We start from the raw sequence: 21390 nt of genomic DNA on the forward strand, positions 1-21390 counted from the left end.
AGCACCCCGCGGATCCTGCTAGAGTCCTTCAGGTCGATCCCGCATAGCTCAACGGCAGAGCACTCGACTGTTAATCGAACGGTTGTTGGTTCGAATCCAACTGCGGGAGCCCACGCAGGAAGAGCCCCGGAGAGATCCGGGGCTCTTCCCATGTCAGCACCCGGCGCGCCCGGGCCTCTCCCGACGGAGGCCACCCGCGCCCGACCCTGGAGGAGCGCCATGCCCACCGTCCCCGACGACACCTTCGAGCTGCCCGAGGACTTCGGCCCCGGCAGCGTCTGGGCCGACCGAACCGGTCACCGCACCCTCGTGGGCCGGAATCAGCGCGGCGTCGAGATCCGCATCGGCCATGGCGAGGGCGAGATCAACCCCGGCGAGCTGCTCAGGCTCGCGCTGATCGGCTGCGCCGGCATGTCCAGCGACGTGAACCTCGCCCGCCGCCTCGGGGAGGACTTCCCGATGCGCCTGTGGGCCCACGGCACCTCGGACGAATCCGACAACCGCTACCACCGCATCGAGGAGCAGGTGCAGCTCCCGCTCGAGGACCTCACGCCCGAGCAGATCCAGACCGTGGTCAAGGTCTTCTCTCGCGCCGTCGCCGCCGGCTGCACGGTCGAGCGCACCGTCGTCCCGGGCGTCGAGGTCACCCACCGGGTGCTGGGCGCGGAGGCCGAGCAGGCATGAGCATCCGCTCCATCCGCCTCGTCGGCGACCCCGTGCTGCGCACCCCCTGCGACCCGATCCGCACGATCACCGACGCCACCCGCCGCCTCGTCCGCGATCTCGAGGACACCGTCGACGACGAGGCCCGTGCCGGGGTCGCCGCGAACCAGATCGGCGTCAGCCTGCGCGCCTTCTCCTGGCACCTGCCGACGCACCGCCAGCGGGTCGGCCACATCCTCAACCCCGTCATCGTCGAGCTCTCCGACGAGCTGCAGAACGACGACGAGGGCTGCCTCTCCGTGCCGGGGCTGTTCTACCCGCGCACCCGCTCCGCGTTCGCCCGCTGCGTCGGCACGGACGTCCAGGGGAACGAGATCGAGCTCGCCGGCGAGGGGATCATCGCCCGCCTCATCCAGCACGAAGTCGCCCATCTCGACGGCGAGCTTTACATCGACGGCCTCGAGCGCTCCGTGAAGAAGAGGGCGTTGCGCCAGATCAGGGAGACCCTCTAAGCTCGGAGCAGTTCGGCCTGGAGCACTCCGCCCTGCCACGCCGCTCTCGCGTGGGACACCGGAACCTTCGATACGTGGGGAAGACGCATCGGAGACCGGAAGGAACGAGATGACGCAGGGCGTTCTGTATGTGCACTCCGCGCCGCGAGCCCTCGCACCGCACATCGACTGGGCAGCGAGCGGGGTCCTCGGCGTGCCCTCCCGCTTCCGCTGGGAGGAGCAGCCCGTCGGTCGCGGCCTGCTGCGCGCCGAGATGACCTGGCGCGGCCGCGAGACGACCGGCGCCCAGCTCGTGAGCGCCCTCCGCGGCATGCACGAGGTGCGCTTCGAGGTCACCCAGGAGGCGACCGCCACCGTGGACGGGGCACGGTGGTCCTGCACCCCCGAGCTCGGTATCCACCACGCCGCGACCGATCGCGCCGGGAACATCGTGCTCACCGAGGACCACGTGCGCGGCTGCATGGAGCGTGCCGGCGACGATCCGCTCGCGCTCCAGCGGGAGCTCGGCATCGCGCTGGGCGAGCCCTGGGATGAGGATCTCGAGATCTACCGCCACGCGGGCGAGGGCGTCCCGATGCGCTGGCTGCACCGCGTGAGCTGACGAGGCTCGACGGCCGACGGGTCGGTCTCCCGCTCGGCCTCACGACAGCAGCGTCCCCTCCCGCCGAATGCTGCGCCCGGGCCGGCGATGCGGGGGCGGTGGCCGGACAGGCGTGCCACCCCGTTCTCGCGCCGCCCGCACGCGCGACGGGCGCCCGCCCCCTGAAGAGGGGAGCGAGCGCCCGTCAGCGGACGTCAGCCGCTCTCACGCGCTAGTGACCAGCACCGCCACGTCGTGGCCGCCGAAGCCGAAGGCGTTGTTCAGCACGGCGACGTCGCCCTGGGGCAGCTCGACCGGCGTGTTCTGCGCGATCGCCATCGGCGTCTCGGGATCGAGGGTCTCGATGTTGATCGTCGGCGGGGCGATGCGGTGGTGCGCCGCGAGGGTCGCGAAGAGCGTCTCGAGGGCCCCGGCGCCGCCCAGCAGGTGACCGGTCATCGACTTGGTCGAGGAGACCACGATCTGGTCGGTGACCCCGTCGAGCGCGGCGGAGACCGCGTTCAGCTCCGCGATGTCGCCGAGCGGGGTGGAGGTGCCGTGGGCGTTGACGTGCACGATGTCCGCGGCGGTGAGGCCCGCGTCGGCGACCGCTTCGCGCATGGCACGGGCCTGGCCCTCGAGCGACGGGGCGGAGATGTGGTACGCGTCGGAGGCCATCCCGCGGCCCGCGACGTAGCCGTAGATCCGGGCGCCGCGCGCCGCGGCGTGCTCCTCGCTCTCGAGCACGAGCATGGCTGCGCCCTCGCCGAGCACGAAGCCGTCGCGGTCCACGTCGTAGGGACGGGACGCGGTCGCGGGATCGTCCGTGCGCGTGGACAGCGCGCGGATGTTCGCGAAGCCGGCGAGCGGCAGCGGATGCACGCACGCCTCGGTGCCGCCGACGACGACTACGTCCGCACGGCCGGCGCGGATCATGTCGAAGCCGAGGGCGACGGCCTCCGCGCCGGAGGCGCAGGCGGAGACGGGGGTGTGCGCCCCGGCCTTCGCGCCGAGGTCCATCTCGATGTGCGCGGCCGAGGAGTTGGCCATGAGCATCGGCACGGTGAAGGGGTTGACCCGTCGGGCGCCCTTCTCCCGCACCACGTCCCACTGGTCCAGGATCGTCCACACGCCGCCGATGCCGGTGCCGACCACCACGCCGAGGCGCTCACCGGGCACTTCGGGGGTGCCTGCATCGGCCCAGGCCTCGCGGGCGGCGATCATCGCGTACTGGCCCGAGGGGTCGAGCTTCTTCGCCTCGGGGCGGGACAGGTGCTCGAAGGGGTCGATTCGCACCTCGCAGGCGAAGTTCACGGCGAGGCCGTACTTCTCCTGCCAGTCGTTGTCCAGGGTGCGGGCGGTGGAGGTCCCGGCGAGGGCCGCCTCCCAGGTCGAGGCCACGTCCCCGCCGAGCGGGTTGACGGTGCCGAGGCCGGTGATGGCGACACGGGTGCTTGCTGCGGACATTCAGACCTCCGGTGCGAAGTGCGGGAACGACGACGCCCGGGACGGAACCCGTCCCGGGCGTCGGGCGGGAGTCAGGACTGGGCGCCCGCGATGTACTTGACGGCGTCGCCGACGGTGGCGAGGTTCTTGACCTCTTCGTCGGGGATGCGCACGTCGAACTTCTCCTCGGCGTTGACCACGATGGTCATCATCGAGATCGAGTCGATGTCGAGGTCGTCGGTGAAGGACTTCTCGAGCTTGACGTCCTCCGTGGCGACACCCGTCTCCTCGTTGACGATCTCGGCGAGGCCCTCGAGGATCTCGTTCTCGGTGTGTGCCATGGGTTCTCCTTAGGTTTCCGGATGGTGTGGCGGGGACAGACTACCCGCGCGGGAGGCGGTCGCCCGGCAGGGGCCGCTAAGTGACCGGCGGGTCGTGATCGGGGCGACAGCGGACCTCGCCCCGGGACCGGCGGTACGGTGTCAGGGGAGGATCAGCACCTGTCCGGCGTAGGCGAGGCCCGCGCCGAAGCCGAACTGCACGAGCACGTCGCCGCTCTTCGCGGCGCCCTCCTCGAGCAGGCGATGGGTCGCCAGCGGGATCGAGGCGGCTGAGGTGTTGCCGGTCTCGGCGATGTCCCGGCCGATCACGACCGACTCGGGCAGCTTCAGCTGCTTGGCGAGCTCGTCGATGATGCGCATGTTGGCCTGGTGCGGGACGAACACGTCGATGTCCTCGACACCGAGCCCGGACAGTTCGAGCATCTCGCGGATCTTCTCGGCCGTGTGCCACACCGCCCAGCGGAACACGGTGCGGCCGTCCTGCTCGAGGGTCGGCCACTCGGCGGTCCCGTCGCGGAAGTCCACGAGGGAGCCGGTCATGCGGATCGTGTTCCAGTTGTCGCCGTCGGATCCCCACACGGTCGGGCCGATCAGCGGCTCCTCGCTCGCCCCGACCACGGCCGCTCCCGCACCGTCGCCGAGCAGGAAGGAGATCGAACGGTCGGTGGGGGAGACGAAGTCGGAGAGCTTCTCCGCCCCGATGACCAACACGTTCCGGGCGCTGCCCGAGCGGATCAAGGCGTCGGCCTGGCCGATGCCGTAGGCGAAACCGGCGCAGGCGGCGGAGATGTCGTAGGCGATCACGTCGGGGCGCCCCAGCTCGCCGGCCAGCAGCGTCGCGAGCGACGGCGTGGGATAGGGGAAGGAGATCGTCGAGACGATGATCGCGTCGAGGGTGTCGAGGGCGATGCCGGAGCGCTCGATCGCCTCGCGGGCCGCCGTGAGGGAGAGGTCCTTGACGCCCACGTCGCGGGAGGCGCGGGTGCGGGTGACGATGCCGGTGCGCTGGCGGATCCACTCGTCGGAGGAGTCGATCGGGCCGACGAGGTCGTCGTTGGGGACGACCAGGTCGCCGCGGGCCGCGCCGTACGCGAGCACCCGGGAGCCGGCGACGACGGGCTGGGTCTTCAGCGTGGGTGCCATGGTCAGTCCTCCTGGTGCGCGCCGGAGCGGTCGTCGGAGCCCGAGGACGACAGTCCGTGCTCGGCGACGAAGGCCCGTGCGGCCTCGAGATCGTCGGGGGTGTTGAGGTTCATCAGAGCGACGCCCTTCAGCTCCCGCTTGGCGAGGCCGGTGAGCGTCCCCGCGGGGGCCACCTCGAGGATCCCGGTCACCTGCTTCTGCGCGAAGACCCCCATGCAGGACTCCCAGTCCACCGGAGCGGAGACCTGGTCGACGATCAGCTCGAGGTAGCGGGTGCCCGTGGTCACGATCTCGCCGCCCGCGTTGGACACCAGCGGGCACTGCGCCAGGGGGTCCGAGACCGTCAGGCCGGGGGCGAAGGCGGTGAGCTCCTCCCGGGCCCCGGCCATGAAGGCGGTGTGGAAGGCCCCCGCGACCTGCAGCGGGATGACGCGGGCACGAGCCGGAGGGTTCTCCACGAGGGCCTGGATCTGCGCGGCGGTGCCCGCGGCGACCACCTGGGTGGCGGAGTTCAGGTTCGCCGGCGCCAGATCGTGCTCGCGGATCGCTGCGATGACCTCGTCGCGCACTCCGCCTACGACGGCGGCCATCGAGGTCGGCTCGGCCGCGGCGGCGGTCGCCATGGCCCGGGAGCGCACGGCGACCAGTCGCATCGCGTCCTCGGCCGTGAGAACACCGGAGAGGGCCGCGGCGGTCACCTCGCCCACGCTATGACCGGCGAGCAGATCCGCCTGCGCGCCGGCCGCGAAGCCGTCCCCTCCGGTGAGGCAGTCCGCGGCGGTCAGACCCGCAGCGACCAGCAGCGGCTGGGCCACCGCGGTGTCGCGGATGGTATCCGCATCGGACTCGGTGCCGTGGAGGAGAAGGTCGACGCCCGCGGCCTCGGAGAGCCCGGAGAGGGACGCCTCGACGCCGGGCAGCTCGAGCCACGGGGCGAGGAAGCCGGGCTTCTGCGCCCCCTGTCCGGGGCAGACGATCGCGAGCACGGGGACCTCCAGGGGAGTGGACGGGGCGGGCCGACCGGACGGCGGTACCCGCGGGGGTGAGGGGAGACGGCACCGGGCCGCCCGTCCCGGAGGACGGACGGCCCGGTGCGTGGATCAGGACTCGCCGCCGAACGACCCGGACTGGCCGGCGTTCACGTTCGTCAGGTCGTACTTGTCGATCGCCTGGCGGACCACCGACGGGTCGACCTTGCCCTCGCGGGCGAGCAGCTGCAGAGCCTTGACGACCATGGAGTGCGCGTCGATCTTCAGGTGGCGTCGGGCGGCCGGACGGGTGTCGGAGAAGCCCCAGCCGTCGGCGCCGAGGACGCCGTAGGCGCCGGGGATCCACTCGCGGATCATGTCCGGGACCAGGAAGTCGTAGTCCGAGGTCGCGACGAACGGGCCCTCCACGCCCTGCAGGCGCTGGGTGATCCACGGAGTGCGGGGATCCTCCGGGTTCAGCAGGTTGTGCTTCTCGGCCTCGAGGGCCTCCTTGCGCATCTCGGTCCACGAGGTCACCGACCACACGGCCGCACGGACGCCCCAGTCCTCGAGCAGCAGCTCGCGGGCGTGCTTCGCCCACGGGACGCCGACGCCGGACGCCAGCAGCTGCGCCTCCGGGCCCTCGCCCTCGGGCGCGCCCTCGAGCTGGTACATGCCCTTGAGCAGGCCCTCGACGTCCAGGCCCTCCGGCTCGGCCGGCTGCACGATCGGCTCGTTGTAGACCGTGATGTAGTAGAAGACCTCCTGCAGGCGGTCGTCCACGCCGTACATGCGCTGCAGGCCGTCACGGATGATGTGCCCCAGCTCGTAGCCGTACGCCGGGTCGTAGATGACGGTCCCCGGGTTGGTGTAGGCCAGGATCGGCGAGTGGCCGTCCATGTGCTGCAGACCCTCGCCGGCCAGGGTGGTCTTGCCGGCGGTCGCGCCGATCACGAAGCCCTTGGCCATCTGGTCGCCCGCGGCCCAGAAGAAGTCGCCGGTCCGCTGGAACCCGAACATCGAATAGAAGATGTAGAACGGGATCATCGGGTAGTCATGGGTGGCGTACGAGGTGCCCGCCGCGGTGAAGGCCGCGGTCGAGGAGATCTCGTTGATGCCCATGTGCTTGATCTGGCCGGAGGTGGACTCCTTGTAGGCCAGCAGCAGGTCGCGGTCCACCGACAGGTAGTTCTGCCCGTCGGGGTTGTAGATCTTCGCCGTCGGGAACAGCGAGTCCATGCCGAAAGTGCGCGCCTCGTCGGGGACGATCGGCACCCAGCGCTTGCCGGACTCCTTGTCGCGCATGAGGTCCTTGAGCAGGCGGACCAGCGCCATGGTGGTGGCGATCTCCTGCTTGCCGGAGCCGCGACGGGCGACCTCGTAGGCCTTGTCGCCGGGCAGCTCGATCGGCTTGTGCTCGGTGCGCCGCGAGGGCACGGGGCCGCCGAGCTCGCTGCGCCGCGACTTCAGGTACTGCATGACCGGGGTGTCCTCGGCCGGGAGGTAGAGCGGCGCGTCGTAGACGCTGCCCGACTCGAGCTGATCGTCGGTGATCGGGATGTGCAGCGTGTCGCGCAGGGCCTTGAGGTCCTCGAGGGTGAACTTCTTCATCTGGTGGGTCGCGTTGCGGCCCGCGAAGTTCTTGCCCAGGCGGTAGCCCTTGATGGTGTGGACCAGGATGACGGTCGGCTGACCGGTGTGCTCGGAGGCGGCCTTGAAGGCGGCGTAGATCTTCTTGGTGTCGTGGCCGCCGCGGTTCAGCTTCCACCAGATGTCGTCATCGGACATGTCCTCGACGAGCGCCTTGGTGCGCGGGTCGCGGCCGAAGAAGTTGTCGCGGATGAACCCGCCGTTCTCGGCGCGGTAGGTCTGGAAGTCGCCGTCCGGGGTGGAGTTCATCAGGTCGATGAGCGCGCCGTCGGAGGAGGCCTCGAGCAACGGGTCCCAGCCCGAGCCCCAGATCACCTTGATGACGTTCCAGCCGGCGCCGCGGAACTGGCTCTCCAGCTCCTGGATGATCTTGCCGTTGCCGCGCACCGGGCCATCGAGGCGCTGCAGGTTGCAGTTGACGACGAAGGTGAGGTTGTCCAGGTGCTCCTTCGCGGCGATGTGCAGCGCGCCGCGGGACTCGACCTCGTCCATCTCGCCGTCGCCGAGGAACGCCCAGGTGTGCTGCTGGGAGGTGTCTTTCAGGCCGCGGTTCTGGAGGTAGCGGTCGAAGGAGGCCTGCTCGATCGCGGCGACCGGGCCGATGCCCATCGACACGGTCGGGAACTCCCAGAAGTCGTGCATCGCACGCGGGTGCGGGTACGAGGGCATGCCGTGCTCGGAGGAGAACTCCTGGCGGAAGCCGTCGAGATCCTCCTGGCCGAGGCGCCCCATGGCGAAGGCGCGGGCGTAGATGCCGGGGGAGGCGTGCCCCTGGAAGAACACGTGGTCGCCGCCGCCGGGGTGGTTGCGCCCGCGGAAGAAGTGGTTGAAGCCGACCTCGTACATGTTCGCGATGGACGCGTAGGAGGAGAGGTGGCCGCCGACGGAGACGCCGGGTCGCTGGGCGCGGTGCACGAGCATCGCGGCGTTCCAGCGGTTGATGTCGCGCAGCTCGCGCTCGAGCTCGGTGTCACCGGGGTACTCGCCCTGCGCCGAGACCGGGATCGTGTTCACGTAGTCCGTCGTCAGCGAATCCGGCAGGTCGAGGTCGTTCACGCGCGCATGCTGGATGAGGCTCTGGACGACCTCGGAGGCCCGCTCGGCACCACGATGCTCGACGAGACCGTCGAAGGAGTCGAGCCATTCGCGGGTCTCCTCCGGATCCGGATCCGCGGCATGGCTGGGCAGATTGATGCCGATGGGACGAGGGGTCTCGTGCGAAGTCACACTGTCCTTCTCTCTTCGGAGGCGCTGGACCGGCCAGGGGAGCGGGTGTCTGCAGTGGGCACGGCTCCGTCGGCCTCGGTCCGGCAAGCCTACCGTCGCCAGGGGTCCCGAGGTCCTTCACGATCCCTCCTCATCTGTGAGACTCGGGACACCCGGACGGATGCCGAACGGGCGTGTTCCCTGTCCCTGGCCGGTGCAGCGGTGCGCCGCGTGTCATATGATCGGCCGCGCGCAGTCCGCCCCCGGGTCCGACGGGCACGGGTCGGGCGCGCCGGGACCACCCGGTCCCGTCGTTGCTGTCTTTCCCGTGAGGAGCCCTTTCTTGTCACCGTCGGCCGACGCCCCTTCGTCCAGCTCCGCTGCCGAGGCCATGTCCTTCACCACAGGGCAGATCGTGCAGGAGTTCGGGTACGACGACGACGTGGACCTGGATCTGCGCGACGCCATCGAGGACCTCATCGGGGCTGATCTCGAGGACGAGGACAGCCAGGAGATCGTCGACGGAGTCATCCTCTGGTGGCGCGACGGCGACGGCGACCTCACCGACGCCATGGTCGACACCCTCGCGACCCTCGCGCCCGGTGCCCCGGTGTGGGTGCTCGTGCCGAAGGCCGGCCGCGACGGCCACGTGCTCCCCGCAGAGATCCAGGAGAGCGCCGGCACCGCGGGTCTGCGCGTCATGTCCACCGTCTCGCTCGCCGCGGACTGGACCGGCACCCGCCTGGCCAGCCGCAGCTGAGCGCACGCCGTCGGCCGTGCCGTTCGGCCGACGGACGCCCCTCCGGGGCGCGGGGCCCTGCCCCGATCCGGGTCGTTAGCTCAGCTGGTCAGAGCGTCTGGTTTACACCCAGAAGGTCGGGGGTTCGAGCCCCTCACGACCCACCGCAGGTCAGAGCGCGGCTCGCTCCGCCCTGACCCCCGCCCACGCCGCAGAACACCCGCCCCTGCCGCAGAACTTCCGCATCTGCCGCAGAACCCCAACCCCCGCCGCAGAACCCCCGCAGACTTGGGGGAATAAGCGGCGTATTCCCCCAAGTCTGCGGAGGTTCTCGCGGCGTCACCGGTTGAGGGGCGTCCAAGGCGGGACACGCGCGCGCGGGAAGAACCGTCCCAGCAGCCCTCAGCCCGTCACCCAGTAGATGGCCAGCAGGACGAGGGGCACGGCGAGCAGCAGCACCACCCAGATGCCCGAGGCGCGACGGTCCTGATCGCGCTCCTCGGCGGTGGGCTCGGGGCGCTCCGGGCGGCCGTCGCGCTCCCACTGCTCGCGCTCCTGGCGGCGGCGCACCAGCAGGCGTCCGATCATCACGATCATCGTCACGAGGACGCAGACGAACAGGACGGCGAGGAACAGGGTGTCGATCGGGCACCTCCGGGGGACGGCGCGGTCTGACGGTGTGAACGCGCGGGTCGGGCGGACTGTGGACAGGGTCTCACGCCCGTCTGCGCGGGGGCCGACCTTCCTATACTGGCCGGACCGCCCTCGATCCCAGGAGGCCACCCCAGGTGAGCGCAGCGACCAGACCGTTCGACGTCGAGGCGATCCGGGAGGACTTCCCGATCCTCACCCGGATGCTGGATGAGGACACCCCGATGATCTATCTCGACTCGGGCGCGACCTCGCAGCGTCCGCGCCAGGTCATCGACGCCGAGGTCGCCTTCCTCACGCACGACAACGCCGCGGTCAAGCGCGGGGCGCATCGCATGGCCGGTGCCGCGACCGACGCCTACGAGTCCGCGCGGGAGACGGTCGCCGACTTCCTCGGTGCCCCCTCCCCGGACGAGGTGGTCTTCACCCGCGGGGCGACCGAGGCGCTGAACCTCGTCGCCCGCTCCCTCGGTGACGGCGATCAGGACGTGCCGGACCACCTGCGCGTCGGCCCGGGCGACGAGATCCTCGTGACCGAGATGGAGCACCACGCGAACCTCGTCCCCTGGCAGGAACTCGCCCGCCGCACCGGGGCGACGCTGCGCTGGATCCCCGTGACCGACGACTTCACCCTCGATCTCACCGACCTCGGCAGCCTGCTCACCGAGCGCACCAAGGTCCTCGCGTTCACCCACCAGTCGAACGTGCTCGGCACCGTGAACCCCGTCGGCACTCTCGTGGAGGCGGCCCGCTCCGTGGGTGCGCTCACGGTGCTGGACGCGGCGCAGTCCGCGCCGCACATGCCGCTGGACCTCGCCGCGCTCGGCGTCGACTTCGCGGCCCTCTCCGGCCACAAGATGCTCGGTCCCACCGGCATCGGCGTGCTGTGGGGCCGTTACGAGCACCTCGCCGCGATGCCCCCCTTCCTCACCGGCGGCTCGATGATCGAGACCGTCGAGATGGAACGCTCGACCTATGCCGAGCCGCCCGCCCGCTTCGAGGCCGGCACCCCGCCGATCAGCCAGGCGGTCGGTCTCGCCGCCGCCTGCGACTACCTCTCGGCTCTCGGCATGGAGCAGGTCGCCGCCCTTGAGCGGGCCCTCACCGCCCAGGCCCTCGAGGGCCTCGCCGGGATCGACGGGATACGGATAATCGGCCCCGCCGCCTCCCCGGAGCGGGCCGGCGCCGTGTCCTTCGCCCTCGCGGGCCGACACCCGCACGACGTCGGACAGGTGCTGGACTCCTACGGCATCGAGGTGCGGGTGGGCCACCACTGCGCCTGGCCGCTGCACCGCCGCTACGGCCTGCACGGCACCACCCGGGCGAGCTTCTCCGTCCACACCACGGCCGCCGAGGTCGACGCCTTCGTCCGCGGCGTGGCCCGCACCGTCGAGTTCTTCGAGGAGCGCGCATGAGCACCGGACTGAACGCTCTCTACACCGAGCTGGTGATGGAGCACGACAAGCGCCCCCTGCACGAGGGGCTGCGGGAACCCTTCGACGCCGAGGTCCACCACGTGAACCCCACCTGCGGCGACGAGATCACCCTGCGGCTGCACGTGGAGGGCGACGGCGACGAGCGCCGGATCCTCGACGTCTCCTACGACGCGATCGGCTGCGCGATGAGCCGCGCCTCCGCCTCGATCATGGCGGACCTGTTGATCGGCCGCACGACGGCAGAGGTCGATCCGGTGCGCGAGCACTTCGAGGCCTCGATGCGCTCCCGCGGACGGATCGAGGGCGACGAGGAGCTGATCGGCGACGGGATCGCCCTGCTCGGGGCGGCGAAGTTCCCCGCCCGCGTCAAGTGCGTGCTGATGCCGTGGAAGGCCTACCAGGCGGCGCTCGTCGAGACCGGGGTGCTCGGCGCATGACCCCCGCCGCCGCGCCGCCTGATCGGTCCGAGCCGTCCGCGGAGCCCGCGACCACCGTCGGCTCCCTGGTCACGGCGCTCGAGGCGGCCTACCCGCTGCCCTGGGCGGAAGACTGGGACCGGGTGGGGCTCATCCTGGGGGAGCGCGGTGCGGAGGTCACGGCCGTGCACCTCGCCGTCGACCCGACGCTCGCCGTCGCCCGCGAGGCAATCGAGGTTGGCGCACAGCTATTGGTCACGCACCACCCCCTGCTGCTGCGCGGGGCGAGCCACCTCCCGGCCGACGACGGCAAGGGTGCCGTGGTCACGGCCTTGCTCCGCGCCGGCACGGCGCTGTGGTGCGGGCACACGAACGTGGATCGCTCGACGCGCGGCACCGTCGGCGCCTGGGTGCGGTCCCTCGACCTGCAGCAGGTGCGGGCCCTCGTGCCGAGCGGCGCGGGGGAGGAAGCTGCGCACGGCTCCTCCGTGCTGGGGCTCGGCGTGGTCGGTGAACTCCCCGAGCACACCACGGTCGGCGATCTCGCCGCGCGGGTCGCGGCACTCGTCCCCGCCACCGCGCGCGGCATCCTGCACACCGGCGATCCGGATCGACCGGTGCGCACCGTCGCGGTCTGCCCGGGTGCGGGCGACTCCTTCACGGGAGCGGCGGCTGGCGCGGGAGCCGACGTGTACATCACCTCGGACCTGCGGCATCACCCGGTGCTGGAGCATCTCGAGTCCGCGGCCGACGCCGAACGGGTTCCCGCTCTGATCGACGTGCCGCACGGGGCGAGCGAGGCGCTGTGGTTGCCGCTCGCGGAGCAGCTGCTCGGGGAGATCGCGCCCGGCCTCGAGGTCACCGTGAGCGCGCTGCCGGTGGACCCCTGGGTGGCGCGGATCGGCTGACGTCGAGCAGGCGACGACGACGCACGACGTCCGCCTCCGCCGCGAACGAGCGTCCGCAGCTGCGAGAGAGCGCCGCTGCTGCGAGTGACGGATCGACTGCCCGGGCGCCAAGCTCGGGTCAGGTCACTCGGTCGACGATCACGAGCCGGTCCCCGTCGAGCTCGACGGTGAGGGGCGACCCGGCGACCCCGGGCACGGCGGCGAGTCGCTCCTGCAGCAGGCTCACCAGCTCGCGCGGGTCCTCCGGCGCCCGGTCCGCCGAGAGCAGCTCGCGCGTGACGATCCCGCGATAGCGCTTCGCATCGTGCGAGATCACCTTCCGCACCCCCGCGCGCTCCTGCACGGGGGCGACCTCGAGCACCGGAACCTCCGGGGTGCTCCTCAGGCGCATCATCGACCGGTACGAGCCGGAGCGGCCGTCGATCACGAGCGGCGCGGGCGAGGTCACCTGCTCGGCGAGCAGGGCCGCGCCGACGCCCCGCAGCCGGGGCGCCCACCAGGAGGCGGCGGTGCCGAGCCGGGACACGGACGATCCGGCGGAGAGGCGATACGCCGGGATGCGATCGGTCGCGGCGTCGACGACCCCCAGCAGCGCGCTCTGCACCAGCACACGCCGGTCGGTCGGCACTGCGGTGTCCGGCGGGAGCTGGTCGTAGAGCACGCCCGAGTACACGGCCAGGGGAGACGCCGCGGGCTCGTGCTCGAGGCCGGCCATCCGATCGACCAGCTCGGGAGCGGACGCGGGCACGCCGAGACGGATGGCGGCGTCCTTCCCGGCGGCGGTGCGGATCGCGGCCCGGACCATGGTGCGCCGCGCGACCCCGAGCTCGGGGAGCGCGAGCTGCGCGAGGTCGAGCGGGGCGGCGTCGGCGGCGGGCCGGGACTTGGTCTCCGAGGGCGGCAGCAGGATCAGCACCGCACCATCCTGGCCGACCCCGGGGTGCACCAGGCCGCACGGCGCGGGAGAGATCGCGCACGTCACGCCGGCGGGCACCGACCGGGACGCCGGTCGCGCGCGGTCGCCGCGTAGACTGCTCGGCGGACCAGTCGGCCGGGCAGTCGCGTCCTCGGGGGAGACCTCGGGGCCGAGGAAAGTCCGGGCTCCGTCTGGCACGGTGGTGGGTAACGCCCACCCGGAGCGATCCGCGGGACAGTGCCACAGAGAGCAGACCGCCTCCGCGCCTTCGGGCACGGGGGTAAGGGTGAAAGGGTGGTGTAAGAGACCACCGCGGCCTCGGTGACGAGGACGGCACGGCAAACCCCACCGGGAGCAAGGTCGGACAGGGCGCGTTCGAGGGTGCCAGCCCGAGCGTCCGGGTGGACCGCTGGAGGTCGTCGGCAACGGCGATCCGAGATGGATGACTGCCGCTCACAGAACCCGGCTTACAGGCCGGCTGGTCCGCTCACCCGAGCCGGTCGCCCGCCACGGGGCGACCGACTCGGGCACGGGTCACTTCCCGTGCTTCTTCCCGTGCTTCGTGTCCTTCTTCTGCAGCGCCTTCTCCTCGCGCCGGGCGAGCACGGCCGCGCCGACGATGCCGGCCTCGTTGCGCAGCTCGGCCGGGACGATCTCGGTGCGCAGGTCCAGCAGCGGCAAGAACTTCTCGTGCTTCTTGGAGACGCCGCCGCCGACGATGATGCGGGTGGGGCTGAACAGGAACTCGACGTGCGCGAAGTACTCCTGGAGGCGTCCCGCCCAGGTCTCCCAGTCGAGGTCCTCGATCTCCCGGACGGAGGAGGCCATGTACTTCTCCGCGTCCTGGTAGGCGCGGGCCGCCTCGCCGGCCAGGTGGAGATGCCCGAGCTCGGCGTTCGGCACGAGCTTGCCGTCGACGAACATGGCGCTGCCCACGCCGGTGCCGAGGGTCACCACCAGCACGACGCCCTTCGTGCCGCGCCCCGCGCCGAACTCCATCTCGGCGATGCCGGCGGCGTCCGCGTCGTTGACGACGAACACGTCGTGCCCGGTGCGCTCGGTCAGCAGCGTGTCGACGTCGGTGCCGATCCAGGACTTGTCGACGTTCGCGGCGGTGAGCGCTACGCCCTGCTGGATCACGGCCGGGAAGGTGACGCCCACCGGCATGTCGTCCGCGATCTCGAAGCCGGCGAGCAGCCCCGCGACGGTGTCGGCGACAGCCTCGGGGGTGGAGGGCTGCGGGGTCTCGAGCCGGAGGCGGTCCTCGGCCAGCTTCCCCTTCTTCAGATCGACCGGCGCGCCCTTGATGCCGCTGCCGCCGATGTCGATCCCGAAGGCCTTCTTGCTCATCGCTTCTCCCTGCTCCATGGGGCGGGGCGTTCCCGCCGGCCGGGCCGCCGACGTCGGCGTCCTCACGGCGGCCCAGGATACCCGCGGACCGTGCGTCCGGCGCAGGCGCGCCGCCGTTCAGACGACGGGCCGGGCCGATCAGACCACCGTCAGCAGCTCCGGGCCCTCGCCCGTGATCAGCATGGTGTGCTCGAACTGGGCGGTGAAGGAGCGGTCCTTGGTGACCACGGTCCAGCCGTCGTCCCACTGCTCCCAGGCCTGCGAGCCGAGGGTCACCATCGGCTCGATGGTGAAGGTCATGCCCTCCTCGATGACGTCGTCGAACATGGGCGCGGCGTCGTAGTGGGGGATGACCAGGCCGTTGTGGAAGCCCTCGGCGACACCGTGCCCGGTGTAGTCGCGCACCGACTCCATGCCGTGGCGGGCGACGAACTTCTCGATCACGCGCCCGATCACGTTCACCTCGCGGCCGGGCCGGGCGACCTTGATGCCGCGCTCCATCGCCTCGCGCGAGCGGTCGATCAGCTCCTGCGCGCGCGGGTGGATGTCGCCGACGGCGAAGGTGGCGTTGGTGTCGCCGTGGACGCCGTGGACGAAGGCGGTGACATCGACGTTGAGGATGTCGCCGCCATGCATCACCGTCGAGTCGGGGATGCCGTGGCAGATCACCTCGTTGAGGCTCGTGCAGCACGATTTCTCGAAGTGCAGGTAGCCGAGGGTCGAGGGATAGGCGCCGTTCTCGATCAGCACGTCGTGGACGACCTGGTCGATGTGATCGGTGGTGACGCCCGGGCGCGCGGCCTCCCCGGCGGCCTGCAGCGCGAGGGCCGCGATACGGCTCGCCTCGCGGACCCGCTCGATCACGTCCGCGCTCTGCACATAGGGGCCCGAGTCGGAGACGGCCTCGTCCTTGTCCACGTACTCGGGTCGCTCGATGCGCGCCGGAACGGGTCGCCGGGGGCTCAGCTCGCCCGGCACCAGCTCCGCGCGTCCTGCGGGACGGGTCCACACCTGCTCTACAGTCATGGCCACCAGTCTCTCACCCGGCCGCGAAGGAGCCCGCCATGAGCACGACCCCCGAGTTCTTCTACAACCTCGCCACCGGGGCGGTGGAGGAGGGCCGCCAGTCCAGCGGCCAGGACCTCATGGGTCCCTACTCCACCCGCGCCGAGGCCGAGCGGGCGCTGCAGACGGCGGCCGCACGCAACGACGCCTGGGACGAGGACGACGCCGCCTGGGAGGGCGAGGACGCCGAGTCCTGAACCGCGCGTCGGCCTGTTCGGCCGGGGGTCACTCGAAGGAGTGCTCGGCCGTCGGGTAGGCGCGGGTCTCGACCTCGCCGCGATAGGCCTCCGCCGCGCGACGCAGGTCGGAGCGCAGATCCGCGAAGGTCTTCACGAAGCGGCCGTGGAAGCCGGACAGTCCGGCCATGTCCTGCCAGACGAGCACCTGTCCGTCGCAGGCCGGGCCCGCGCCGATGCCGATGGTCGGCACGTGCAGCACCTCGGTGATGCGCTCGGCGACGTGGGCCGGGATCAGCTCGAGCACGACCGCCGAGGCGCCCGCCTCCTGGAGCGCCAGCGCCTCCTCGGCCAGGCGATCCGCGGCATGCGTGTCGCGTCCCTGCACGCGGTGCCCGGACAGCGAGTTGACCGACTGCGGGGTGAAGCCGAGATGGCCCATGACCGGGATCCCCGCGGCGACGAGGGCGCGCACCTGCGGGGCGATCGCCGAGCCGCCCTCGAGCTTGACCATCTCGGCGCCGGCGCGGATCAGGTCCACGCCGTGCCGCACCGCCTCCTCGACGGAGACCTGATAGCTGCCGAAGGCGAGATCCGCGACGATCAGCGGACGGCTCACGCTGCGCGCCACCGCGCCGGTGAAGGTCAGCATGTCCTGATGGGTGGTGGCGGTGGTCGACTCGTGCCCGAGCACGGTGGTGCCGACGGAATCGCCGACCAGCAGCACCTCGATGCCCGCCTCCTCGAAGACACGCGCCGAGAACTGGTCGTAGGCGGTGAGCATCGCGAAGGGACGGCCGCGCTCCTTGGCGTCCTGCAGATGGCGGAGTCGGATCTTCGCGGGGCCGGTGCCGGAGGGGGTGCTCACGTGTGCTCCTGGGCGGATGGGGGGATCCGAGGGCCGGGTGGGCCGCCTCGGGGACGGGCCGGTCCAGCCTAGCGGCAGCCGGCCCCCGGGCGGGCGGCTCCCGACGCCCCGCTCCTCGATGCATCGATGAACCGAGATGGCCGGGAGCGTCGCTCCTGTGGGAAGCTGTGACCTCCGTCGGCCAGGGGGGTCGACCGATCAGGGAGGACTGTCACCATGCGTTCCATCATGCGCACCACCACCCGTCGTGCTGCCGTCGCCGTCGGCGCCCTCGCGCTCGCCGCCGGTGCGGCCGGCTGTGGCGCCCTCACGGGCGGTGACGAGCCGGAGACCGAGACCACCGCCGAGGAGGAGGCCGGCACCGAGGAGGACGCCGCGACCGAGGAGGACGCGACCACCGAGGACGACGCCGCGACCGAGGAGGACGCCGCCACCGAGGACGACGCCGCGACCGAGGAGGACGCCGCCACCGAGGACGACGCCACAGAGGAGGACGCCGCCGCGGAGTCCGGCCCGCTCTCCGACGAGGACCTCACCGCCGCCGCCGACCGCTTCTACGAGTTCCTCGAGAAGGCCGCCGCCTCGGACTTCGTGGGCGCCTGCGGTCTGATGCTCGACCCGACCACCGACGAGCCCGTCTCCGGCGCGACCGCCGAGGGCTGCGCGGAGGGCCTCGAGACCGGCCTGGGCGAGAACGTCTCCGCTCTCGGCTCCATCGACCGGTCGAGCGTCGAGACCACGGACAACGGCGACGGCACCGCCGCGGTGCAGTTCATGGGCTCCGACTTCGGCTACAACATGGTCAAGGCCTCCGACGGCCAGTGGTACATCGACTCCGGCGTCTGATCCCTCCCGAGCACGATCCGGATCGCCTCGAGCGCCCCGTCCCTCCCTGCGGAGGTGCGGGGCGCTCGGGCGTCCACGGGCTCCGACGACCCGGGATCCGGCCCCGCCGACTGGCAGACTGTGCGCATGGAACATCTCCACGACGACGTCATCCGCCGGGTCTCCGACAACGACGTGCGGTTCATCCGCCTGTGGTTCTGCGACATCGCGGGGACGCTCAAGTCGATCGCGATCTCCCCCTCGGACCTCGAGAACGCCTTCACCGAGGGGATCGGCATCGACGGCTCGACCGTCGAGGGGCTCACCCGCAGCTATGAGTCGGACATGATCCTGCGGCCCGACCCCGCGACCTTCGAGCTGCTCACCTGGCGCGGCGACACCAACGGCACCGCGCGGATGATGTGCGACGTCCTCACCCCCGACGGGGAGCCCGCCGCCTCGGACCCCCGGCGCGTGCTGCGCGACGCCCTGGCCCGCGCCGAGGAGAAGGGCCTCGAGCTCTACACCCACCCGGAGATCGAGTTCTACCTCTTCGAGGAGCCCTACGAGGTGGGGGAGCGCCTGCGCCCCATCGACAGCGCCGGCTACTTCGACCACGTCCACCGGGGACAGGGCCAGGACTTCCGCCGCACCGCGATCGAGCATCTCGAGGCGATGAACATCCAGGTCGAGTTCTCCCACCACGAGAACGGCCCGGGGCAGAACGAGATCGACCTGCGCTATGCGGACGCGCTGTCCACCGCGGACAACATCGTCACGCTGCGCACGGTGGTCAAGGAGGTCGCGCTCGGCATGGGACAGGTCGCCTCCTTCATGCCGAAGCCGATGATCGAGCACCCCGGCTCCGGGATGCACACCCACCTCTCGCTCTTCCAGGGCGGCCGCAACGCCTTCCACGAGCCCGGCGCCGAGTACGGGCTCTCGCGCCTGGGCCGCCAGTTCATCGCCGGGCTGCTGCGCCACGCCCCCGAGTACAGCGCCGTCACCAACCAGTGGGTGAACAGCTACAAGCGCCTGTGGGGCGCGCAGGAGGCCCCGAGCTACATCTGCTGGGGGCACAACAACCGGTCCGCGCTGGTGCGGGTCCCCTTCCACAAGCCCACCAAGGGCACCAGCTCCCGCGTCGAGTTCCGCGGGCTGGACTCGGCGGCGAACCCGTACCTCGCCTTCGCCGTGCTGCTCGCCGCGGGCATGGCCGGCATCGAGGGTGAGTACGAGCTGCCCGAGGGGTCGGAGGACGCGGTCTGGGACCTCACGGAGCGCGAGCGCCGGGCCATGGGCATCGAGCCCCTGCCCACGGACCTCTTCCGCGCCCTGGAGAGCTTCGAGAGCTCCGAGCTGATGGCCTCGACGCTCGGCGAGCAGGTCTTCCAGTTCTTCCTGCGGGACAAGAAGCAGGAATGGCAGCGCTACCGCGAGCAGGTCACCGACTACGAGCTCGCCTCGACCTTCTCCCGGATCTGAGCGGCGCCGCATGACCCCCGAGCCCTCCACCTCGACCGGGGCGCTGGCGCGCCTCGGTTTCTCGAGCACCGACCGGGTGCGCCGCTTCCTCGCCGATCCCGCCCTCGCGGCGCTCGGTCCCGGGGCGCCGCTCGCGATCGGCGCCACCGCCGACGGGGACGACGCCGTGCTGGGCCTGCTGCGCCTCGCCGAGGCCGGCCACGCCGCCGGGCACGGGACGCTCGTGGACGAGTTCCTGGCGGGCGTCGGCACCGAAGGCACGCCGGGGGAGCGGCTCGTCCGCCTGCTCGGCACCTCGGTCGCGCTGGGCGACTTCCTCACCCGCCACCCGGAGCAGCTCGAGGCGCTCCGCGAAGGCGATGACCAGCTGCGCCTGTCCGGCGAGGAGGTGCGCACGGCGGTGCTCGAGGCCGTCGGCGCGGACCCGGAGGGCACCCCGCCGGTCGCCGCCCTCCGCGGCCGGGAGGCCCGGGACGCCCTGCGGGTGGTCTACCACCGTCGGCTGCTGCAGATAGCGGCGGCCGACGTCATGGCGGCCGATCCGACCGCGCTGCAGCCGCAGGTCTCCGCCGCGCTGGCCGACCTCGCCGACGCCTCGCTCGACGCGGCCGCGGCGATCGCCCGGCGCTCGGTGGAGGGGCAGGAGCACGTGCGCTGGTCCGTGCTCGCGATGGGCAAGACCGGGGCGCGGGAGCTCAACTTCATCTCCGACGTGGACGTCCTGCACGTGGTCGCCCCCGCCGGTGAGGGCGAGGCGGCCTGCGACGAGGAGCAGCTGGTGGTGATCGGCTCGGCCCTCGCGCGGGAGCTCGCGCGGGTCTGCTCGGACCGCACCTCGGAGGGCTCCCTGTGGCAGGTCGACCCGAACCTGCGACCGGAGGGCAAGGACGGTCCGCTCGTGCGGACCCTGGACTCGTACCGCCGCTACTACGAGCGGTGGGCGCAGTCCTGGGAGTTCCAGGCGCTGCTGAAGGCGCGCGCCGCCGCGGGCGACCGCGCGCTCGGCACCGCCTTCGAGGAGATGGTGGCGCCCTGGGTGCGGCAGGCCTCCACCCGTGACGGCTTCGTCGAGGACACCCGGGCGATGCGTCGCCGCGTCGTCGCCCACATCCCCCGCGGCGAGGCGGACCGCAACATCAAGCTCGGCCCGGGCGGACTGCGCGACGTCGAGTTCACGGTGCAGCTGCTGCAGATGGTGCACGGCCGCACCGTCGAGAACCTCCACCACCGCTCGACCCTCGAGGCGCTCGCCCGGCTCGGCACGGAGGGGTTCATCTCCCGCGAGCACGTCGCGGAGATGGACGCCGCCTATCGCTTCCTGCGCTGCATCGAGCATCGCATGCAGCTGCACCGCCTGCGGCGCACCCAGGTGCTGCCCACGGCTCCCGTGGAGAAGCGCCGACTGGCCCGCACCATGGGGCTCACGGTGGAGGCCTTCGATCAGCAGTACCAGCGCACCCGGCGCCGCGTGAGGCAGCTGCACGAGGAGATCTTCTACCGGCCGCTGCTCACCACCGCCGCGGCTCTCAGCGACGGCGAGATCGCGCTCAGCCCCGAGTCCGCCGGGGCCCGCCTCACGGCGATCGGCTACCGCGACGGCGCCCGCGCGCTGACCCACATCCAGGCCCTGACCTCCGGCATCTCCCGGCGCGCGAAGATCCAGAAGCAGCTGCTCCCGGCGATGCTCGAGTGGTTCGCCGACGGCATCGACCCGGACCTGGGCCTGCTGGCCTTCCGTCGGCTCTCCGACACCATCGGCTCCGCCCATTGGTACCTGGGACTGCTGCGCGACTCTGGCCTCGCGGCGAAGCGGCTCACCCGGGTGCTGTCCGGCAGCCGCTTCGTGGGGGAGCAGCTCGAGCAGATCCCTGAGGGCGTTCGCTGGCTCGCGCGCGACGAGCACCTGCGGCCCCTCACCCGGGACCAGCTGGGCCGCGAGTTCCTCGCCGTGATCACCCGGGTCGACTCCGTCGAGGTGGCGCAGGACGTCCTGCGCCGCACCCACTCCCCCGAGGTGCGTCTTATTGCTCTTTTGTATCTTACCGG

At 71.6% G+C, this 21390-nt stretch carries 21 protein-coding genes, 2 tRNA genes and 1 other RNA gene; 14 read left to right on the top strand and 10 right to left on the bottom strand.

The features are described 5' to 3' along the window. Positions 1–37: 37 nt before the first annotated feature. The 4 genes from V1260_RS09565 to V1260_RS09580 all read left to right on the top strand — a co-directional run bounded on the left by V1260_RS09565 (position 38) and on the right by V1260_RS09580 (position 1776). A tRNA-Asn gene (locus V1260_RS09565) sits at positions 38–109 on the top strand. A 110-nt stretch (positions 110–219) separates the two neighbouring features. Then, positions 220–684 (top strand): OsmC family protein, encoded by a 465-nt coding sequence (locus V1260_RS09570; RefSeq protein WP_329746585.1) that lies wholly within the window; start codon positions 220–222, stop codon positions 682–684. Continuing rightward, a complete protein-coding gene (locus V1260_RS09575; RefSeq protein WP_329746586.1) occupies positions 681–1175 on the top strand; it encodes a peptide deformylase in 495 nt (164 codons plus the stop codon). Before V1260_RS09570 ends, V1260_RS09575 begins: the two co-directional genes overlap by 4 nt. A gap of 109 nt (positions 1176–1284) precedes the next feature. Continuing rightward, positions 1285–1776 (top strand): DUF3145 domain-containing protein, encoded by a 492-nt coding sequence (locus V1260_RS09580; RefSeq protein WP_329746587.1) that lies wholly within the window; start codon positions 1285–1287, stop codon positions 1774–1776. Positions 1777–1980: 204 nt separating this feature from the next. Here V1260_RS09580 and V1260_RS09585 read toward each other — a convergent pair whose 3' ends face one another. The 5 genes from V1260_RS09585 to aceE all read right to left on the bottom strand — a co-directional run bounded on the left by V1260_RS09585 (position 1981) and on the right by aceE (position 8530). Next, a complete protein-coding gene (locus V1260_RS09585; protein WP_329746588.1) occupies positions 1981–3222 on the bottom strand; it encodes a beta-ketoacyl-[acyl-carrier-protein] synthase family protein in 1242 nt (413 codons plus the stop codon). A 71-nt stretch (positions 3223–3293) separates the two neighbouring features. After that, positions 3294–3542 (bottom strand): acyl carrier protein, encoded by a 249-nt coding sequence (locus V1260_RS09590; protein ID WP_329746589.1) that lies wholly within the window; start codon positions 3540–3542, stop codon positions 3294–3296. A 141-nt stretch (positions 3543–3683) separates the two neighbouring features. Next, positions 3684–4685, bottom strand: coding sequence for a beta-ketoacyl-ACP synthase III (locus V1260_RS09595; RefSeq protein ID WP_329746590.1), 1002 nt, complete (start codon positions 4683–4685; stop codon positions 3684–3686). A 2-nt stretch (positions 4686–4687) separates the two neighbouring features. After that, positions 4688–5671 (bottom strand): ACP S-malonyltransferase, encoded by a 984-nt coding sequence (locus V1260_RS09600; protein WP_329746591.1) that lies wholly within the window; start codon positions 5669–5671, stop codon positions 4688–4690. A 114-nt stretch (positions 5672–5785) separates the two neighbouring features. After that, positions 5786–8530 (bottom strand): pyruvate dehydrogenase (acetyl-transferring), homodimeric type, encoded by a 2745-nt coding sequence (aceE, locus tag V1260_RS09605; protein ID WP_329746592.1) that lies wholly within the window; start codon positions 8528–8530, stop codon positions 5786–5788. Positions 8531–8900: 370 nt separating this feature from the next. Here aceE and V1260_RS09610 point away from each other — a divergent pair, with 370 nt between their 5' ends. Both V1260_RS09610 and V1260_RS09615 read left to right on the top strand, forming a co-directional pair. Next, positions 8901–9269: a DUF3052 domain-containing protein gene (locus V1260_RS09610; RefSeq protein WP_329746593.1), complete on the top strand. Its 369-nt coding sequence runs from the start codon at positions 8901–8903 to the stop codon at positions 9267–9269. Positions 9270–9338: 69 nt separating this feature from the next. Next, positions 9339–9412 (top strand) — tRNA-Val (locus tag V1260_RS09615). Positions 9413–9650: 238 nt separating this feature from the next. Here the strand turns inward: V1260_RS09615 and V1260_RS09620 are convergent. Next, positions 9651–9836: a hypothetical protein gene (locus V1260_RS09620; protein ID WP_329746594.1), complete on the bottom strand. Its 186-nt coding sequence runs from the start codon at positions 9834–9836 to the stop codon at positions 9651–9653. Between the two features lie 200 nt (positions 9837–10036). Here V1260_RS09620 and V1260_RS09625 point away from each other — a divergent pair, with 200 nt between their 5' ends. The 3 genes from V1260_RS09625 to V1260_RS09635 are packed head-to-tail and all read left to right on the top strand — an operon-like array spanning position 10037 to position 12659. Then, on the top strand, positions 10037–11314 hold the full coding sequence (locus V1260_RS09625) for an aminotransferase class V-fold PLP-dependent enzyme (protein WP_329746595.1): 1278 nt from the start codon (positions 10037–10039) through the stop codon (positions 11312–11314). Continuing rightward, positions 11311–11772, top strand: a complete 462-nt coding sequence (gene sufU, locus V1260_RS09630; protein ID WP_329746596.1) for a Fe-S cluster assembly sulfur transfer protein SufU — start codon at positions 11311–11313, stop codon at positions 11770–11772. The genes V1260_RS09625 and sufU overlap by 4 nt, the downstream gene beginning before the upstream one ends. Then, the gene (locus V1260_RS09635) at positions 11769–12659 is read left to right on the top strand and encodes a Nif3-like dinuclear metal center hexameric protein (protein WP_329746597.1); all 891 of its coding nucleotides are present in this window, start codon (positions 11769–11771) and stop codon (positions 12657–12659) included. The genes sufU and V1260_RS09635 overlap by 4 nt, the downstream gene beginning before the upstream one ends. A gap of 118 nt (positions 12660–12777) precedes the next feature. Here V1260_RS09635 and yaaA read toward each other — a convergent pair whose 3' ends face one another. Beyond that, positions 12778–13575, bottom strand: a complete 798-nt coding sequence (gene yaaA, locus V1260_RS09640) for a peroxide stress protein YaaA (protein ID WP_329746598.1) — start codon at positions 13573–13575, stop codon at positions 12778–12780. Positions 13576–13702: 127 nt separating this feature from the next. On the opposite strand from yaaA, the gene rnpB reads away from it, so the two are divergent. Continuing rightward, an RNA gene (gene rnpB, locus V1260_RS09645) (RNase P RNA component class A) lies at positions 13703–14061 on the top strand. Positions 14062–14109: 48 nt separating this feature from the next. On the opposite strand, the gene ppgK is transcribed toward rnpB, so the two are convergent. Beyond that, complete coding sequence (gene ppgK, locus V1260_RS09650; RefSeq protein ID WP_329746599.1) at positions 14110–14925, bottom strand: polyphosphate--glucose phosphotransferase; 816 nt, start codon at positions 14923–14925, stop codon at positions 14110–14112. Positions 14926–15063: 138 nt separating this feature from the next. Further along, complete coding sequence (gene map / locus V1260_RS09655; protein ID WP_329746600.1) at positions 15064–15951, bottom strand: type I methionyl aminopeptidase; 888 nt, start codon at positions 15949–15951, stop codon at positions 15064–15066. A 38-nt stretch (positions 15952–15989) separates the two neighbouring features. Between map and V1260_RS09660 the strand changes: the two genes are divergently transcribed. Beyond that, the gene (locus tag V1260_RS09660) at positions 15990–16187 is read left to right on the top strand and encodes an SPOR domain-containing protein (protein WP_329746601.1); all 198 of its coding nucleotides are present in this window, start codon (positions 15990–15992) and stop codon (positions 16185–16187) included. A 28-nt stretch (positions 16188–16215) separates the two neighbouring features. On the opposite strand, the gene panB is transcribed toward V1260_RS09660, so the two are convergent. Then, positions 16216–17034: a 3-methyl-2-oxobutanoate hydroxymethyltransferase gene (gene panB / locus V1260_RS09665; protein ID WP_329746602.1), complete on the bottom strand. Its 819-nt coding sequence runs from the start codon at positions 17032–17034 to the stop codon at positions 16216–16218. Between the two features lie 216 nt (positions 17035–17250). Between panB and V1260_RS09670 the strand changes: the two genes are divergently transcribed. From V1260_RS09670 to V1260_RS09680, 3 genes are all read left to right on the top strand, one after another. Continuing rightward, positions 17251–17880 carry a hypothetical protein gene (locus V1260_RS09670; RefSeq protein WP_329746603.1) on the top strand — a complete coding sequence of 210 codons (630 nt, stop codon included), beginning with the start codon at positions 17251–17253 and terminating at the stop codon, positions 17878–17880. 126 nt (positions 17881–18006) lie between these two features. Beyond that, positions 18007–19344 carry a glutamine synthetase family protein gene (locus V1260_RS09675; RefSeq protein WP_329746604.1) on the top strand — a complete coding sequence of 446 codons (1338 nt, stop codon included), beginning with the start codon at positions 18007–18009 and terminating at the stop codon, positions 19342–19344. A 10-nt stretch (positions 19345–19354) separates the two neighbouring features. Then, a partial coding sequence (locus V1260_RS09680; RefSeq protein WP_329746605.1) for a bifunctional [glutamine synthetase] adenylyltransferase/[glutamine synthetase]-adenylyl-L-tyrosine phosphorylase occupies positions 19355–21390 on the top strand: 2036 nt, incomplete at its 3' end.

Source organism: Brachybacterium sp. J144 (genome assembly GCF_036321705.1).
Taxonomy (GTDB): Bacteria; Actinomycetota; Actinomycetes; order Actinomycetales; family Dermabacteraceae; genus Brachybacterium.